The organism is Capnocytophaga sp. oral taxon 412 str. F0487, from assembly GCF_000271925.1.
In the GTDB taxonomy this organism is placed as follows: domain Bacteria; phylum Bacteroidota; class Bacteroidia; order Flavobacteriales; family Flavobacteriaceae; genus Capnocytophaga; species Capnocytophaga ochracea.
Window position 1 is genome coordinate 79829 of record NZ_AJZR01000024.1, and the last position, 16934, is coordinate 96762.

The following is a 16934-nucleotide window of genomic DNA, read 5'->3' on the forward strand; positions in this document are numbered from 1 at the left end:
AGATTAAGATTATATTGATGTATTTGACTTAGATATTTATTAGGTATTTTTAAATTCTGTAATTTTTATCCAAAACTATATGAAACGCTTTTTGACTGTTATTGCTTTTTTAAGTATCACTTCGATAGTTTTTTCGCAAGTGGCTATAGGAGTACGCTTTTCCTATCCTTTTACTATGGTACAAAGTATGCGTCCTGTTACCCCAAATGTACCATCTTCATCTGTAAGCTTTGGTAAATTTAGAAATTACTTAAATGCGGGAGGTTTTATTAGGATTCCTCTACAAGAAAGATTAACATTCCAAATTGAAGGAATGTTCAGTATTGCCGAAGTAGATTTTGACGGTAAATATCAAGGTAGTTCTTTTCATTCGGGCTACCGTTTTGTGCATTTTGATATGCCTTTTTTGTTACAATATGAAGGCAAGCGACCTATTAGAGGTTTTGTACAAACAGGTTTTTCACCTAAATTTTATTTGATGCGCGAGGTTAGTTTGGATAGCTCTTATGATATTTCGTTTGCTGATACCCGTCGTTTTAAGAAGAGCTTGCTGATGTGGCATATAGGGGCAGGCATTCTCTTTGAGCGTAAGCATTGGATTTTCACTCTTGATCATCGGTTTTCTATGAGCGTGTTTAACGTGTCGGAGCATAACAATAAGGAGTTTTTAGACCTCAGTAAAGCGAAGTTTTACTTTTTTAGTACTTCCTCAGGTATAGCGTATAAGTTTTAAATTTGTACATCACTTCCTACTGGTTATTTTTTCATTTGTAATTGTGAATTGAAAATAATTTCATATATTTGTTCCCTAATAATACAATTGACTAATTGATAAATTAATTATGAACTTTACTATAGCACGTGAGCACCTCAAGAGTGTGCTCCTCCCTACACACCTTATTTATAGTCCGCTCTTCTCAGAAGAATCTGGCAACAAAATCTACATCAAGCCTGAAAACCTTCAAAAGACAGGAGCTTTTAAGATTCGTGGTGCTTATAACAAAATCCTTAAACTCACCGAGGAAGAGAAAAAACGAGGAGTTATTGCTTCTTCAGCAGGTAACCACGCACAAGGCGTTGCCTACGCAGCACGTGAATTGGGCATCAAAGCCGTGATTGTAATGCCTAAAACTACGCCTCTTATCAAAGTGCAATCTACCAAAAAGTACGGTGCAGAAGTAGTGCTCTACGGCGATGTGTACGACGATGCTTACCAAAAAGCGAAAGAGCTGGAAGAGAAAGAAGGCTACGTGTTTGTACACCCTTTCAACGACCCTGATGTGTTGGAAGGACAAGGTACTATCGCCTTAGAGATATTGGAAGAACTGCCTAACACCGATGTGATAGTTGTACCTATAGGCGGTGGTGGACTTATCTCGGGGATTGCTTGCGCTGCTAAACAGCTCAAACCCGATATTAAGATTGTAGGTGTAGAACCCTCAGGAGCTGCTTCGGCAACTGAAGCACTGAAAAAGAATAAGCTTGTTAGCCTACCCGAAGCCAATACCATTGCTGATGGCACTGCTGTAAAACGGATAGGAGAGCTAAATTTTGAGTATATCAAGAAGTATGTAGACGAGGTGGTAACCGTAGATGACTATGAACTTACGGAAGTTTTCTTGCTATTGGCAGAAAAGCACAAGCTTATCGCTGAGAACTCAGGCGTATTACCTTTGGCAGCACTCAAAAAACTCACCGACCGCGGTAAGAACGTTGTGCCTGTAGTAAGTGGGGGCAATATAGATGTGCTAATGATATCTTCGATGATAGGCAAGGGATTGGTGAGCAGAGACCGCATCTTCAACTTCTCGGTAAGCATTCCTGACCGCCCTGGTGAACTCGCTAAGATTACTCAAATTATTGCAGAAGTGGGAGCTAATGTAATTAAACTCGCCCACAACCAGTTTAAGAACCTCTCACGCTTCCGCGATAAAGAAGTGCTTATTACGGTAGAGACCAACGGTACCGACCATATCCAGCAGTTGGTAAGTGCTTTTAAAGATAAAGGGTACGAAATTACCGCTAAGTAGTTGTTAGTAGAACAAACGCTTTTAGATTACTAAAAAAGACTTTGCCAAAGGGTCAGCACGACAGGCTATTAACCCCTTGGCAAAGTCTTTTTATTTTCTGTTAAGCTATATACGGACTTATTGACTTCAGACTTTTCTCAAAGAGAATTCTGCTTTATATTCTTTGCCGTTTTCTTCTATGAGTACATAGCCTTTGGGCAGGTCTTTTAATAAATAGTCGTATTCACTATCAGATAGTCTACGTGTACTTACTGCTGCTGGATATCTAGTCATATTTTCTATTTTCAGATTAGGAAATACAATAGCTTTTATAGAAGCATTACCTATTTCTTCATTAAAGAAAATATTAATTTGTTTAGCGAAAAAAGAGGCGTCTTTGTCTATAAGCTCAGCAGTGCCTTTAACTTTCAAGCGTGGAGGAGTTTCAGGAACAACTTTTTGAACGGTAATTTCTTGACCAAAAACCTCTGATTTCAGGTGTATTTGAGAAGATAATACTACCTTATAAGTACCTGACTCTACATTATTATCTATTTTAAAAGTTGCGGTGGTACCTCGGTGATTATAAGTACTTAAAGTTGCTTTTGTTTCTCCGTTTTTAATTAAAAGTAACTCGCAATATCTGTAATTAGTATTAAAACCTACGCTTATATAGGTAAAGTTTTCTCCTGTTATGGTTAATTCATCACCTGTTTTTAGGGTAGTTGCAGAGAGAGATTTGATTACTGGAGCATAGGTAGGCACTATGTTTATCGCTTGTCCGTCGCTGTTTACAAAAGGAAGTACTTGCTCTTTAGCACCCCCTTTTACTACAAACTTAAAGTCATTACCTCCGCTGAAAGCTCCAGCAGGTGTATTGAACATCTTAAATTCGAGGTTGTAACCTGAGATGTCTTTTACAGTAAGCGGGTAATCTTGTCCGTTTTTACGTAGGTAATAGGAGTATTTCTTTAAGGCTTCAGCATTAGCGTATACTAGCACTTTAAAGATTTGCAAGTTGGTAGTTGCTAATGTTTGTACAGGACCTTCAAAAAGATTAATATCTAAAACATCTAAAACAATCTCACTACTATCTAAGGTAAAAACACCACTTTCCACTTCTTCTTTGTCGAAGGTTGCTTTAAAGCGGTATTGACCGTTTTTATAAGTCGCAGGCAAGACCACATATACACGTCTTTCTTTTTTGTCAATCTTTTGTACTTTGAGGTCGTAAGAGAGAGCGCTTCTGTATTTAAGGAGCTTTACTTTTATTTGCTCTTTTTTGACGGGTAATGTATTTACCTCGAAGAAAATCACCTCGCCTCCTGCTTTGTTTACCGTATATTCATTAGGAACGTACCCAATTTCTATTGGGACTTTCGGTTGTTCAGTCTTTTCGGTGGTAACCAGCACTTTGTAGGTTTTAGTACTTTTGTTTTCAGCGGTTACAGTGTAGGTTACTTCCTTAGAGAAGTTTTGAGCTACCCCTGTATTGGGGCTTACGGTAGCGCCCTTAGAAACCGTGATGGTAGGAGTAAGGGTGGCGACATCGGTGTCTTCAGGTAATTGGGCGGTGATAGTGGTATTGCTGATAGTACCACTATAAGTGTTACCCTCTACGGTAAAGACAAACGAAAGAATGTCTTTTTCAGCGCTCAGTGGGAGCGTTTCATCATTGTCTTTCTTGCACGCAAAAGCGATGAGCAAGATGCATAAAACGTACAATTTTTTCATTGTAGATAAATTTTTTTGAATTGCTTGCTATTAGAAAGTGCAAAGATACAACGTAATTAGCAAATGAGCAAATAAGAGAATGAGAAAATGAGGTACTACATCTCTCCTCGTTTCATCTTTTCGAGATTAGCTTTTACCTCCTGGCGTTGGGACTCAAATTCATCATTAGTTTTTGAAAGGAGTTTTACGGCTTTTTCTTCGAGCTTAATAGCTTCTTGTTTTTCACCGCGTGTGTACAAGAGGTGTGCAAGGGTATCTAAATAATAAGGATTCTCAGGTTCTAACTGTACTGCCGAGCTTGCCCACTGATAGGGTTCTGCTAATTTAGCGGGGTCGTTTTTATGTTCTTCGTACACTTTCCAAGCGATGTTATTGGCGCGGTTAGCAAAGCGCATTTTGTAATACTTCCAACTGTTTTCTTCATCGCTTTCGGAGAAAGCCTTATCGAGTGCTGCAATGAGGTTACTATCTCTCTTCAATAAATTTTTATAGTATTCGCCGAAATAAGCACTAGCTTCTTCTACATTATTTTCATAGAGAAAATCGATGTAATCATCAGCGGTAAGTACGTTCTTTTTGATACCTTCGATATAAACGGCTTTTACAGGTTCAAAAAGAGTTTTATCGTTGAATACAAGGCGGTCGAGAAGAGTACTGAAATGCCCATAGTTTGCTTCTATTACGCCTTTCTCTAAGCGTTGTTGATAGTCTGTATAGTCATCGTTTTTAGGAATGAGTTTTTCGTTATGAGCTTTTATTTCCTCGCTGAACTTCACCAAATAAGCAATAGCATCTACATCAGCAGGGGAAGCAGGCTTTTCGGCATTGAAAATTCGGTAATAATAATCGCTATCGTTGCTATTAAGAGCGAGCAAGAAAGCATATGCGGAATCGAGTTTGCTATCGTTTTTATGAGCGTTTACGATGCGTTGCCATTGGGTAGTTACTTGCTCAGGAGTAAGTTGCATTTGGTAGATGCCTTTGGGGTTTTTGAAATCGGAGAAGTAATCTTCTTGCTCTTGCGCTATATAGTCGAAGGCTTCTTCCTCATTAGCATCGCCTGTTTTTTGCACGGGACGATTTTTAGCTAACAAATACACACGCTGACTATCTTTTTTGAGGAAAGTGGTAAAAATAGTTTGTAGGTCTTTTACAGAGAGTTTAGGGTTACCCAAAGCTTTGTCGAGCGCACGCGCCATTGCTATCGTACCAAACTGCTGTCCGTAAGCATCACTTGTTACTATTTCGTCATTGGCAACCTCTTCGATAGTAGAGGGCTGATTGTAAAGCAGATTACCGGCTACGTCAAGCACAGCCATTTGGTTACCCGTAGGTACGCCTTTGGCTTTGAGGGTTTTCATATCTTTGGTAGTAGCCAAATAGAGTTCATAGGGATAGCCATTGCTACCACTTTCTTCTTTATATTTGGCAAAAAGAGTAGCGAATTGTTGTTGAGCCTCTTTGTTATCGGGTTGTTGGAAGACTATTACCAAACGGCTATATTTATCGGCTGAAGCGAGGGCTGCTTTCAAGTTCTTGGGTACTGAAATATCTGCTTGATTTTTGTGCTTAGCTCTTTGTTCAGGATTATATTCGGGGATATCCTGTTCTTCCTCGAAAGCGATAAGATATTTCCAATTCTTTACATTTTCCTTATTGCTACGGGCTACTTTTGCTGGATTAGGAGTGCTTGCCTTGTTACTGAACAGAATTGCGTTATCGGAATCGCCTTCGGTAAGAGAAATCGTTCCTTTATCGGGGTTGTAAGTCCCTTTTAAATTAAGCATATTATTGGTTCCTAAAAATTCTACTTCCACGCCATTGGTTGTCTTTCCGATAGGATATTTCTCAATAATTACTTCTTTGGATTTATTGTTAAATGCTACTGAATGGGCATTCACTAAGTAAAGGTTTTCAGTACGTGGCACTTCAAAACTTTCTAATACATAGTAACCAACTCCATTGCTGTCTTTTGTTTTTTCTACATTTTCCAATGAAGTGATTTTGTTATGTACACACACATATTCCACTTCACCTTTGTTGTTTTCGTAGCCCACATATAAGAAATGTGGGTCGCCAAAGAGCCCTGTTCCTATTTTAAAGGTAATTTGCAACTGAGAGCTATTGCTCTGTTTCTTCTCAACCAAAAAAGACGACGCATCGGAAGAGAACTCTATTTTTTTGTCCTTTAAGGTATAGTTGCCCGAAGCGCCTACCAATTCGTAAGTGTTGTTATTGCCTATCCTAAGCTCTAAAGCATTGCCAAGAGAGCTGGCTTTGTAAGAGCCAGCAGGAATAGGGTTTTGGGCTATAAGTGATAGCGGAAATAGTGCTAATAGGGGAAGTGCTTTCATTTGAGTAAAAAATTAAGAGTTAAAAAGCTGAGACTTATGTAGCAAAAAGTGAGCCAGATCATTCTGTATACTTTTTGATAAGGCGAATCATTAAGTCGCTGAGTTTTTCGACTTGATACTCCCCTACACTGGGTTCTAGATGGGCGTTACCTATACCGCTGTCGTCGGTGATAAAGACGTAGGTGCCATTGGTATATATTGCCATAAAACGCATTAAGAACTCGGTGGGCTTATCGATACCACTGGCTACGATAGGAATGAGTTTGATACCTTTCTCGGCAGCGGTTTTAACTGATGCTTGTACGCTTTTGAGTATCTTATCTTCGTGATGTGGAGGAGCATCGAGTACTAAAAAGGCAATACGTGTGCGTGCCTCGCCGTCCCATTGGAGTTTGTTGAGCTGGTTGAGGGCTGTGTGTACTGCTTCGGGGAAGTCGCCACCACCATCAGCTTTTTGGCTATTAATAAACTGAATGGTTTTATTGATATCCTTAGTAAAATCGGAATGTTTGACTACATACTCATCGCCTTCGTCGCGATAAAAAACCGTAGCGGTACTTATTTTGAGGTTTTTATTTCCTTCTTCTACCTTACTGATTACGTTCTTCAAGTCCATTTTTAGAAACTCTAACTCATCACTCATTGAGCCCGTAGCGTCTACCATAAAGGCAATTTGCACTTCGTTTGATGCTTTTTTTACTTCATTTTTAAGCGCAATACGGTTGAGTGTGTTTTCGCTAATTGCTTTTTCTGTGCTCACCCATTGGTCGTTTACTTTTAGGCGCAAATGCTCGGTGTTAAGCTCTTTTTCTTTTTGGAAGGCACTCACCCATAGTTCAGCTTTACCCGTGTTATCGGTTTTAGCTGTCCATAGCAGGGTATTGTTGCGATAGAGCGCAACGGTAACATTCACAGCAGGCTTACCATTAGCAGTTACAAGTACCGCTATACGGTGATTGGTGTACATTTGCCAATGTTCGGGGAAAGAAGCAAATTCATTTTTATTGAGCGTTTTTTGGTAGAAATCCCAACTATTGAGGTCGTTCCACTCGCCGGCAGTTACCAAGCCGGACTGAGGTTGGGGGTCGCTTTCAGGACGATGTTTACGGTGCTTAGGTTCAGTGCGTTTTGCTGGTTTGCTGGTTGCTACATCTTTTGCTACTGACATTTTAGCTGACGTCGTACTTTCGTCACTTCTACTAACATCGCCTGTTATTTTAGAGGATTTTCTCTTAGTGCTCTTTTCGCCGTAGCCAACTACGGCTATCTCGGCTAATTCGCCACTACTTTCTTCTCGGTAATCGGTGGCAGAGCTTTCATATGGGTATTCGGTGGTACTGCTTCCACGATCAACGGGTTTATAAGCGTTTCGGTTGCCACAAGCTCCTGTGAGTAGGGCGAGGCATAACAATAAAAAATAAGATATGTTTTTCATTTTGGAATATAGTTTTTGTGTTTCTAAGAGAAAGTATACGAAAATAATGCCAAATTAGTGCAATGATGCCGGAAATGTGGATAAAAAAGATTATTAGGGGGGAATGTAGTGGCAAAAAGACGAATGAAAAATAGTGTTATATCGAATAATCGTTAAAATTGTCTTTTCGTTGTTTAAGTATAAAAACATTTTTGTACTTTTGTGACGTTATTGAATTCTAAAACATTTATGCAATGAAGAAAGTTTTATTATTGGCTTTGGCGGTGGTTGCTTTGGTGGGCTGTCGGAAGAGTGATGATGACAGCAACGGTAACTCTACCGCTGATTATGAGCTCAGCCCTGATGGGCGTACACTCATAAAATGGAAAAATGCGAATACTACGGTGCTTGATATGCAAGCTGACGAGAAACTCAGAAATGTGAATACTATCGGGAAAGGGGCTTTTAAAGAACATCAGAACTTACAGTCGATTACATTCCCGAATAATTTGAAAGAGATAGAAGAGAGTGCTTTTGAGGAGGCAAACCTCAGCGGTGAGGTTATCTTTAACACGAAGGCTACTGTTGATTTTGGCAAAAGGGTTTTTTATCACACACATCTGAAAAAAATAGCGCTACCCAATATGAGCGTGTTAAGTAACAACGCTTTTTCAGCTTGTAGTGATTTGGAAGAGGTTACTTTTAGCAAAGTAGAGAAATTAGGTGATTATGCTTTCTTGTGTGACATCAATATTACTACGCTTAACTTGGAGGGAACAGGGCTTACTGAAATAGGATATGGCGTTTTTGAGGTAATGTGGAAACTAAAAGAGGTTACTTTACCAGAGACGCTTGCCAGAATACAGTCGAATGTTTTTTGGGATTGCATAGTGCTGAAAAAGATTACTATTAAAGCGGTAAATCCGCCTACTTTACATATTAACAGTATCTTTGGTACGAAAGATAAAAGTGTGATACCTACTATTTATGTGCCTAAGGGTTCGGTAGAACAATACAAAAAAGCGACAGGCTGGAAAGATTTTGCGGAGAAGATTCAGGCAATTAATTAGCAAATTAGGGAATGAGAGAATGAGAAAATGGGGTAAATGCCAATAATACCAGAAATGCCAATAATGCCAAACAATCAACTTTGCCAAAGGTTCGAGTCGCACAAGCAAAAACTTTGGCAAAGTGCATAAGGGTTTAATTTTAGGCAGAAGCTTTGGTAACGGTTGTGGCAAAGAGCTTGAAAATCAGGGGTTGTATTATATTTAACAAAAACTTTAACATTATTTTAACATATAGGGGGGGGTAAATTCGTACTTTTGCTCTAAATTAATTTATAAAAGAAAAAAAATGTACAGAATTAACCACTATTGCAGTGGCGTTTGCTACTATTACAGCGGTTAACGCCCAAGAATTTAAAGTAGGAGCTAAAGCAGGATTACTTTTTCCTACAGTTTCTAATATTAAAACTACTTTTACCGATTCTGAAGGGATAGCAGCCATTGAATATAAAACAGGCTTTAAGACAGGCTTTCATTTTGGAGGTTTTGTAGAATACGGCTTTAACGACCATTTATTTGTAGAAGGAGGTATAGACTATTCTTTTCAAGGAGCTAAATTAAAATCAGTTGAAGCTACTACCATAGATAACAATGGTAAGATTGACATTCAAAAGAAAGATATTCAAAAAGGGAAATGGAATACGCAACAGCTTAATATTCCTCTTTGGGTGAAGTATGATATTGCTGGTTTTCGCCCTAAAGTAGGGGTAAACTTAGGTTACTTAACTAAAATAGAGATAAAAGGAGAAGGAGATAACCAAAAAGAAGAGACTCAATCACTTTCTCCTAAGAAAAGGTTTGACTTTGGTTTAGGTTTGGGTGCTGAATACAACTTGCCTTTTGGCTTATTCTTCGACGCTACTTTCAATTTAGGATTTACTAACTTATCTAACGAAAGTAAAACAGAATTAGACAATCAAGGAAGAGTTTCTTCCTTCCGTCCTTCTGCAGAATTTAAAAACCGCGTAATCCAAATAGGCGTAGGGTATAAGTTTTAAAAGAATATTATTACTTAAAAGAAAAGACTGCTGTAAAAAGCAGTCTTTTCTTGTTAAACACCTATCAAGAGTTGAACAAATTGATTGTAAATATAATTCTTTACTCAGTTATAGATTTCCGACTCACTTATGAACCCCCCGAACCCCCGAAGGGGGACAAGCCACAAATAGAATTACTTGGTTGAAAAGAAACATTCTCTTCTCACATATTCCGCTTTTGCGGACTTCCCTTCAAAGGGGGAGTGTAGTGACAGAAAAGCGACAAGCGGGAAAAATAGAAAATTAAGAAATGGGGTAAATGCCAATAATACCAAACAATCAACTTTGCCAAAGGTGCGAGTCGCACAGGCAGTCGTAGCACGACGGGCAGCCGTAGCACGGCAGGCGGGGAAAAATTAGCAAATGGGGAAGAGTTGAGGAGTTCGGAAGGAAACAAAAAAGAGCGGAAGAGGATTGAGAGAAGTTTTGACAAAAAAAGAGTGTAAGGAGGGTGGGGTTAGCTTATAGAGAGCTTATAGGAAGCTTATACGAATCTTGGACGATTGGTATAGAAAGGGTATATAAATGATTGATTAATAATATAATACAACAAGGCTAAAAATGGTAAAAAGAGGGTTTCGAGACGAAAGAAAGAGGAATCCTCACCCCGTCCCTCTCCCAAGGAGAGGGGGATATAGCGACGGAAAGAAGAAGGTAATGTGGTAAAAATATCTCTTTTCTAACATACCCAGCTGTCGCTGGCTACCTTCAAAGGGGGAATTAGGGACGAAAACATATCCCTTTAAAGGGGGAATGTAGCGACGTGACAAGAGGCTGTTTGGAGCGTTAAAAGAGCGTTAAAATATTTGCTATTAGTTGTCAATTATTATTTGTTTTATATCTTTGCGCCCTAAAAGTAACATAAATGACTATTCAACAGATTCAGAATGAGCTTATTGAAGACTTTTCACTGTTTGATGATTGGACGCAACGTTACGAATATCTGATAGAATTAGGCAAGTCGTTACCTCTTATTGACGAAAAGTATAAGACGGAGGAGTACCTCATAAAAGGCTGTCAGAGTCAGGTGTGGTTACACGCCGAAGAGGAAGATGGTAAGCTTATCTTTACCGCCGATAGCGATGCGATTATCACCAAAGGGATTGTTGCTTTATTAGTGAAAGTGTTCTCTCACCAAACGGCTGAGGATATCCTAAAAGCGGATATGAGTTTTATTGATAAAATAGGACTGAAAGACCATCTATCACCTACTCGTGCGAATGGGTTGGTGAGTATGATAGGGCAAATGAGGGGATATGCTGCTAAGGTGTTAGGGAATAGATAAGAAGGAATACACCTGGCGGTGTAGAAATTTAACAAGTCTATTCAAATCAAACAGATATATTTTGATTAGATTCCTGAGGCGTTAGACTTATCTCTTTAAAAAGAAAAATTAAATGACTGAAGAAATAAATATAGAGCAATTGGGCGAGAAAATCGTTGAGGTGCTCAAAACGATATACGACCCTGAAATACCCGTAGATATTTACGAATTGGGGCTTGTTTATGATGTGTTTGTGAACGAAGACTTCGATGTAAAAATATTAATGACTCTCACTTCGCCTAACTGCCCCGTGGCAGAGTCTCTCCCAATGGAGGTGAAGGAAAAGGTACAAAGTATTGACGAAGTGCACGAAACGATTGTAGAACTGACTTTTGACCCGCCGTGGAATCAGGATATGATGAGTGAGGTGGCGAAACTTGAATTAGGATTTTTGTAAAAATTATAAATAAATCACTTATGAAAAGACTTTTATTTTCAACTTTACTATTGTCTTCAGTAGCTGTATTTGCTCAGGAAGACCAAACGAATGACGGTGTAGCACAAGACCCTACGGCGGCTCCAACAGAGGAAGCTCCTGCTCCTCGATGGACAAAGGGAGGTAACGCTTCACTGATGTTCTCGCAAGCTGCCTTCAACCACGATTGGACAGGAGGGGGAACTAACAATGTAGCAGCAAGCCTTGCGGTGAGCTATGCTTTTAACTACAAGAAAGACAAATGGGCGTGGGATAACAACGTATTTGTTGATTACGGGATTACTAAACTTGAAGGTGATGATTATTCAAGAAAAACCACAGACCGTTTTGAGGTGAACTCAGTACTCGGTTACCAATTGAACAACCCACAGTGGTACTATTCATTCTTCTTGAACTTCAAAACACAAATGACCGATGGTTACAAATATGAGAGCACAGGTCGTACGCTCATAAACCAAATGCTTTCACCTGGATACTTACAATTTGGTCCTGGTATGTTGTGGAAGAAGAGCGATAACCTAAAAGTGAACTTGGCTCCTGCAACTTCTAAAATCACGACTGCTAAAAGCCGTTGGACAGAAACAGGTCCTTTCTACGGTGTTGAACAAGGAAAGAACATTCGTTATGAACTCGGTTTCTACTTGAACGGTTATGCTAAGTTTACTGTGATGGACAATGTGTCTTTCGAGAATATCCTCAGCTTGTACAGCAACTATCTCGACAAACCACAAAACGTAGACTTGGATTATACTGCAAACATTGTGATGACTATCAACAAGTACTTATCAGCTAACTTTACTTTCCAAGCTATCTACGACGACGACGCTGCTAAAGCCTTCCAAATTCGTGAAGTATTGGGCTTAGGAGTAAACTACAAGTTTTAGTGTGAGGTGCGACTCGCACACACAATTGTAGCACGTTAGCAATTAATAAAAAATAGAGAAGGGACTACCTTAATGGTAGTCCTTTTTTGTTTTATTGTTGGGAGGTTGTGGATTATTCAGAGGAAGCATTTGTAAGAGCTAAGATTGGTATTTAGAAAAATAGTAGTACCTTTGCCTCACACATTATTGCTGAATTGGAGAAGAATTGGAAAAACTAATTGCATACATACAAAAAACCGTTCCTGAGCTAAAAATACAGGAACAGACGCTTAGAGAGGCTTTCCAAAAAGAGAGCGTTGGTAAAGATGCCTTGCTGTTAGACTTCGGACAAGTGTGTGAGCATTATTACTTTGTAAACAAAGGGGCTCTTAGGATATTCTTTTACGATGATAATGGCGAGGAATACACCAGTTGGATAGCTTTTGAAAATTACTTCTTTACAGAGCAATTTAGTTATACAAATTCTTTGCCTTCTCGTTATGCAATAATAGCAATTGAAGAGACTGAAGTGCTGAAAATACATAAACAACAAATGCATTCACTTCTACAAAATAGCTATGAGTGGCAACAGTTCTTCATACAAAATGAGCAACAAACAATATTACGGCTGATGGAAACTATTGAGCTCTTCCAAAGACAATCGGCTAAAGAGCGATATGAAGCCTTGTTCAGCTTTCCTGCCTTTATACAAAAAGTGAAACAAAAAGACCTTGCCACAATGCTCGGGATGACTAAATATTCTATCAGCAGACTAAAATCTTACAAGTAAAGAGAGGAAGTTGCCAAATAGCAACTTTTTTATGTATTGCTATGCGTAATTTTGCATTTATAAAACAAATGTAAAATGAACCAAGAAGAACAATACAGTTTCAGTCCGCTGGACAGCTATCAGTGGATAAAGAAAGAGGCTTTTGCTTATATAAAAGCCCAACAATGGATAGAAGAAGCGCTGTTTGAAGACTTTTTAAACGCTTTTGAAGATTATTTTAAGCACTCATTACAAAAAGTATCTCATCTTATCAAGAATGAGTTGGACGAAGGGAATGTGCAATTTGCTGTTTTGGTAGTAGCTTTGTATGAAGCTTTTGTGAAAATAGGCAAGGACGCAAAAGAGGCTTTCAAATGTGTGTGCCTTGCTATCAATGAGCCGATAGCCCCATTTATGGAGCAAAACACTGAGGCTTTCTTAACAGCTTCGGAGCACCCTTTTAAGGCGATAGTGGAGATATCGAAAGCACGAGAAGCGTTTTATTTTGGCAAGAGTTTTGGCTTTGAACGCCTTATAGACGATGATTACGGTTATGTTTTGCAAATTAAAAAGTGCTTGTTTCACGAAGTACTAAAAGCCCTTGAACATACTTTTTTGCAGAGAATTATATGTCAAGTAGACTGCGGTTGGATAAAAGGCATTAAAACAGAGCTACACAACTTACATTTTGCGCGACCCACTACTTTTGCTACGGGCAATACCTGCCAAATGTGGTTTATAAAAGAAGAAAAAACAGAAGATATACAATGACCCTAAACCTCGATTTCCTCAGTCAGTATTTTACTGAAGTACATTTCGATAAAGATGCCCTCATCACTCGTGCAGGCGACGTGGAGCACTCGCTCTATTACCTCAGCGAGGGCATCGTGCGCTTTTTCTACTACAACCCCACAACCGACAAGGAAACGACGGTGGATATCCTCTTTGCTGAGCAGTTTTTTATGTCGTATGCCTCGTTTGTAAAGCGTGAACCTTCCCTCTTCTCTATTCAAGCGCTGAAAGAGGTTACTGCCTATAAAATAGGGCGTGAACACCTTGAACACCTCATAGAACAGCAAGAGTACCTACAAATAAAAGCCAATATCTTGGAACATCTGCTGATTGAGAAGATGCAACGCGAGGCGCAGTTCTTATTGCAATCACCCGAAGAGATTTACTGCAATCTATTGGAGAAAGACCCTAAACTTATCCAAAATATTCCGCTGAAATATATTGCTTCTTATATTGGCATCACCCCCCAAGCGCTGAGCAGGATTAGAAAAAGAATATTTTAATGGTTCGTGATTAGTTTTGAAAAACTAATTCCTTAAAAAGCGTGTTCAAGGTAAATTGAAGGAACCTACAAATAAATAAAAATGATATACGGTCTTGTATATCATTTCTTTTTTTGTACCTTTGTGGCGATAAAATAAAAACAACCTAATACAATTAGTATAAAGAATGAAAAAAATAGTAGTAACTGGCGGGTTGGGCTTTATTGGCTCTCATACCGTTGTAGAATTACAAAACGCAGGCTTTGATGTGGTTATCATTGATAACCTTTCCAATGCCCAAGAAAATGTAAAAGACCACATTGCTAAAATTACAGGTAAAATGCCGGTATTCGAGAAATTCGACCTGCGTGATAAAGCTGATGTACAAGATTTCTTCAAGCGTCATCGCGATGTGCAAGGGGTGATTCACTTTGCTGCCTCTAAAGCGGTAGGTGAGAGCGTGGAGAAACCACTTTTGTATTACGAAAATAACCTTACCAGCCTTGTATACCTCTTGCAAGAACTGAGCAAGTTACCCAAAGCACACTTCATTTTCAGTTCGTCTTGCACCGTGTACGGTCAGGCAGATGAGTTGCCTATCACTGAGAATGCTCCTGTGAAAAAAGCCGAATCACCTTATGGTAACACCAAACAAATCAGTGAGGAGATTATCAGCGATACTTGCAAGGTTACTCCTTCGCTCAATGCGATTGCCTTGCGCTACTTTAACCCTATTGGGGCACACCCTTCGGCTGAAATAGGCGAACTGCCCTTAGGCGTACCTCAGAACTTAGTGCCTTATATCTCCCAAACGGCTATAGGTTTGCGCGAGAAACTCTCGGTTTTCGGTGGCGACTACCCTACCCCCGATGGCACTTGCATTCGCGATTATATTCACGTAGTGGATTTGGCGAAAGCTCACGTGATTGCACTTCAACGTTTGTTAGAAAGCAAGAATACTGAAAACTATGAAGTCTTCAATATAGGAACAGGTAAAGGTAGTACTGTTTTGGAAGTAATCCAAAGCTTTGAACGGGTATCGGGCAAGAAATTGAACTACCAAATTGTAGGTAGACGTGCTGGTGATATCACCGCTGCTTATGCTAACACTGATAAGGCTAATAACGTACTCGGTTGGAAAGCCCAAAGCTCTTTGGACGATGCAATGCGCTCGGCTTGGCAATGGGAACAGAAAGTACGAGGTAGGTCGGTGCGAGCCGCACAGGCAGGAGAAAAATTAGCAAATTAGGGAATTAGGTGTGAGCCACACGGGCAATCGTAGCACGACAGGCAGTAATGGAGTTCGCGGACGATTCGGGCTTGTCGGACGGAAGTAAGACGAGATAGAAGTCTTTATTGGGAAGAGTTAAGGAGATAGAAAGATATCGGAGATATTCGGAAGAGGTGATTCAGGGAAAAAGTAAAAAATGAGCTGTAAGATGGGTGGGGTTAGCTTATAGAGAGCTTATAGGAAGCTTATACGAATCTTGGACGATTGGTATAGAAAGGGTATATAAGTAGTTGATTCATACTATATTATAACAACGCTAAAAATGCCAAAAACAGGGTTTCGAGGCGAAAGAAAGAGAATCCTCACCCCGATCACATACTCTCCTATTCGGAGACTTCTCCCAAGGAGAGGGGGAATGTAGGGACGGAAAGGTAGTGCGAGCCACTAACTTTGCCAAAGTATAAAACTTTGGCAAAGTGTTATGACGCATAGACACTAGGGGATAACATCTCCTTATTCACTTACTTCGCTATCGTGAACAACCTTTTAAAGGGGGAATGTGGTGAAGGGTAGATAATAAAAAAGTTAATAACAATTTTTGGATTAAGAAAGGGAAGGGACTGACTGAGGAAACTCAGATAGTCCCTTTACCGCTCATTATATGATTAGATTATGAACGAGCTTTTAAACGATTTTTCTAATACACACTTCATAGGAGAACTCTCCCTTGGGGTAGTGTGCTTCCGCTTGCTTTTAGCAATAGTCTTTGGCGGATTGGTAGGCTTCGAACGAGAACGCAAGCACAAACCCGCTGGCTTTCGCACGTATATACTCGTGTGCTTTGGCTCTGCGGTAGTTTCGATGATTCAAGACCAATTACGCATTAGTCTTATTGACTTTAACGCACATTTTCCTGAACTGGCAGCTCTTTTCAAAAGCGATTTAGGGCGTTTGGGTGCGCAGGTGATTAGCGGGATAGGCTTTTTGGGAGCTGGTAGCATTATTAAAGAACGCGGAGAAAGTATTGCGGGAATGACTACCGCAGCGGGTATCTGGGCTACGGGTTGCGTAGGCTTGGGTATTGGCTGGGGTTTTTACAATATCGCTGTGGTGGCTATCGTTTTTATGCTTATCATTATGATATTCCTCAAAAGAGTGGAATCACAGCTCATTAAGAGAAATTTTGTAGGAGTTTTTCAAGTTACTTATGAGGAAGAAGAACTAAATGTGGCTGAAACTATAGAAATCTGCTCGGCTATCTTCCGACGCAAGTCAATGAGTATAACAAAAGTAGAAAAAGACACCGAAAATCACACACTTACCTTTACGATTGCTACCGCTGATGTTTTGAGTATAGGCAGCGTGGTGAGTTTGCTTTCGGCTAAAGAAGGGATTGCGGCAGTTTCGCAAATACAGTAAGAG

General features: G+C 39.6%; 15 protein-coding genes. 12 read left to right on the top strand and 3 right to left on the bottom strand.

The genetic code is table 11. From position 1 onward, the window contains the following. Positions 1-79: 79 nt before the first annotated feature. Positions 80-733, top strand: coding sequence for a porin family protein (locus tag HMPREF1321_RS03990; protein WP_009421454.1), 654 nt, complete (start codon positions 80-82; stop codon positions 731-733). Between the two features lie 109 nt (positions 734-842). Beyond that, positions 843-2030 (top strand): threonine ammonia-lyase, encoded by a 1188-nt coding sequence (ilvA, locus tag HMPREF1321_RS03995; RefSeq protein ID WP_009421418.1) that lies wholly within the window; start codon positions 843-845, stop codon positions 2028-2030. A gap of 126 nt (positions 2031-2156) precedes the next feature. Here the strand turns inward: ilvA and HMPREF1321_RS04000 are convergent, their stop codons facing one another. From HMPREF1321_RS04000 to HMPREF1321_RS04010, 3 genes are all read right to left on the bottom strand, one after another. Then, on the bottom strand, positions 2157-3743 hold the full coding sequence (locus tag HMPREF1321_RS04000; RefSeq protein ID WP_009421445.1) for a DUF5018 domain-containing protein: 1587 nt from the start codon (positions 3741-3743) through the stop codon (positions 2157-2159). Between the two features lie 95 nt (positions 3744-3838). Further along, a complete protein-coding gene (locus tag HMPREF1321_RS04005) occupies positions 3839-6097 on the bottom strand; it encodes a hypothetical protein (protein WP_009421469.1) in 2259 nt (752 codons plus the stop codon). Between the two features lie 58 nt (positions 6098-6155). Further along, the gene (locus tag HMPREF1321_RS04010) at positions 6156-7532 is read right to left on the bottom strand and encodes a hypothetical protein (protein ID WP_009421439.1); all 1377 of its coding nucleotides are present in this window, start codon (positions 7530-7532) and stop codon (positions 6156-6158) included. Between the two features lie 233 nt (positions 7533-7765). Here HMPREF1321_RS04010 and HMPREF1321_RS04015 point away from each other — a divergent pair, with 233 nt between their 5' ends. From HMPREF1321_RS04015 to HMPREF1321_RS04060, 10 genes are all read left to right on the top strand, one after another. Beyond that, positions 7766-8581 carry a leucine-rich repeat domain-containing protein gene (locus HMPREF1321_RS04015; protein ID WP_009421479.1) on the top strand — a complete coding sequence of 272 codons (816 nt, stop codon included), beginning with the start codon at positions 7766-7768 and terminating at the stop codon, positions 8579-8581. Between the two features lie 311 nt (positions 8582-8892). After that, entirely contained in the window at positions 8893-9576 is a 684-nt protein-coding gene (locus HMPREF1321_RS04020) for a porin family protein (RefSeq protein WP_009421482.1), read from the top strand. A 904-nt stretch (positions 9577-10480) separates the two neighbouring features. Then, entirely contained in the window at positions 10481-10900 is a 420-nt protein-coding gene (locus tag HMPREF1321_RS04025) for a SufE family protein (protein ID WP_009411421.1), read from the top strand. A 112-nt stretch (positions 10901-11012) separates the two neighbouring features. Further along, on the top strand, positions 11013-11336 hold the full coding sequence (locus tag HMPREF1321_RS04030) for an iron-sulfur cluster assembly protein (protein WP_009421441.1): 324 nt from the start codon (positions 11013-11015) through the stop codon (positions 11334-11336). Between the two features lie 20 nt (positions 11337-11356). Further along, on the top strand, positions 11357-12259 hold the full coding sequence (locus HMPREF1321_RS04035) for a DUF3078 domain-containing protein (RefSeq protein ID WP_002674497.1): 903 nt from the start codon (positions 11357-11359) through the stop codon (positions 12257-12259). Positions 12260-12464: 205 nt separating this feature from the next. Next, entirely contained in the window at positions 12465-13028 is a 564-nt protein-coding gene (locus tag HMPREF1321_RS04040; RefSeq protein ID WP_009421466.1) for a Crp/Fnr family transcriptional regulator, read from the top strand. 75 nt (positions 13029-13103) lie between these two features. Further along, positions 13104-13778 (top strand): L-2-amino-thiazoline-4-carboxylic acid hydrolase, encoded by a 675-nt coding sequence (locus HMPREF1321_RS04045; protein ID WP_009421468.1) that lies wholly within the window; start codon positions 13104-13106, stop codon positions 13776-13778. Next, complete coding sequence (locus HMPREF1321_RS04050; RefSeq protein ID WP_009421484.1) at positions 13775-14302, top strand: Crp/Fnr family transcriptional regulator; 528 nt, start codon at positions 13775-13777, stop codon at positions 14300-14302. Before HMPREF1321_RS04045 ends, HMPREF1321_RS04050 begins: the two co-directional genes overlap by 4 nt. A 166-nt stretch (positions 14303-14468) precedes the next feature. After that, on the top strand, positions 14469-15530 hold the full coding sequence (gene galE, locus HMPREF1321_RS04055) for a UDP-glucose 4-epimerase GalE (RefSeq protein ID WP_009421421.1): 1062 nt from the start codon (positions 14469-14471) through the stop codon (positions 15528-15530). 654 nt (positions 15531-16184) lie between these two features. Continuing rightward, entirely contained in the window at positions 16185-16931 is a 747-nt protein-coding gene (locus HMPREF1321_RS04060) for an MgtC/SapB family protein (protein ID WP_009421426.1), read from the top strand. Positions 16932-16934: the final 3 nt, after the last annotated feature.

Coding starts and splice junctions, on each gene's coding strand:
- HMPREF1321_RS03990 (WP_009421454.1), top strand. CDS start 80: ATGAAACGCTTTTTGACTGTTATTGCTTTTTTAAGTATCACTTCGATA.
- ilvA (WP_009421418.1), top strand. CDS start 843: ATGAACTTTACTATAGCACGTGAGCACCTCAAGAGTGTGCTCCTCCCT.
- HMPREF1321_RS04000 (WP_009421445.1), bottom strand. CDS start 3,743: ATGAAAAAATTGTACGTTTTATGCATCTTGCTCATCGCTTTTGCGTGC.
- HMPREF1321_RS04005 (WP_009421469.1), bottom strand. CDS start 6,097: ATGAAAGCACTTCCCCTATTAGCACTATTTCCGCTATCACTTATAGCC.
- HMPREF1321_RS04010 (WP_009421439.1), bottom strand. CDS start 7,532: ATGAAAAACATATCTTATTTTTTATTGTTATGCCTCGCCCTACTCACA.
- HMPREF1321_RS04015 (WP_009421479.1), top strand. CDS start 7,766: ATGAAGAAAGTTTTATTATTGGCTTTGGCGGTGGTTGCTTTGGTGGGC.
- HMPREF1321_RS04025 (WP_009411421.1), top strand. CDS start 10,481: ATGACTATTCAACAGATTCAGAATGAGCTTATTGAAGACTTTTCACTG.
- HMPREF1321_RS04030 (WP_009421441.1), top strand. CDS start 11,013: ATGACTGAAGAAATAAATATAGAGCAATTGGGCGAGAAAATCGTTGAG.
- HMPREF1321_RS04035 (WP_002674497.1), top strand. CDS start 11,357: ATGAAAAGACTTTTATTTTCAACTTTACTATTGTCTTCAGTAGCTGTA.
- HMPREF1321_RS04045 (WP_009421468.1), top strand. CDS start 13,104: ATGAACCAAGAAGAACAATACAGTTTCAGTCCGCTGGACAGCTATCAG.
- HMPREF1321_RS04050 (WP_009421484.1), top strand. CDS start 13,775: ATGACCCTAAACCTCGATTTCCTCAGTCAGTATTTTACTGAAGTACAT.
- galE (WP_009421421.1), top strand. CDS start 14,469: ATGAAAAAAATAGTAGTAACTGGCGGGTTGGGCTTTATTGGCTCTCAT.
- HMPREF1321_RS04060 (WP_009421426.1), top strand. CDS start 16,185: ATGAACGAGCTTTTAAACGATTTTTCTAATACACACTTCATAGGAGAA.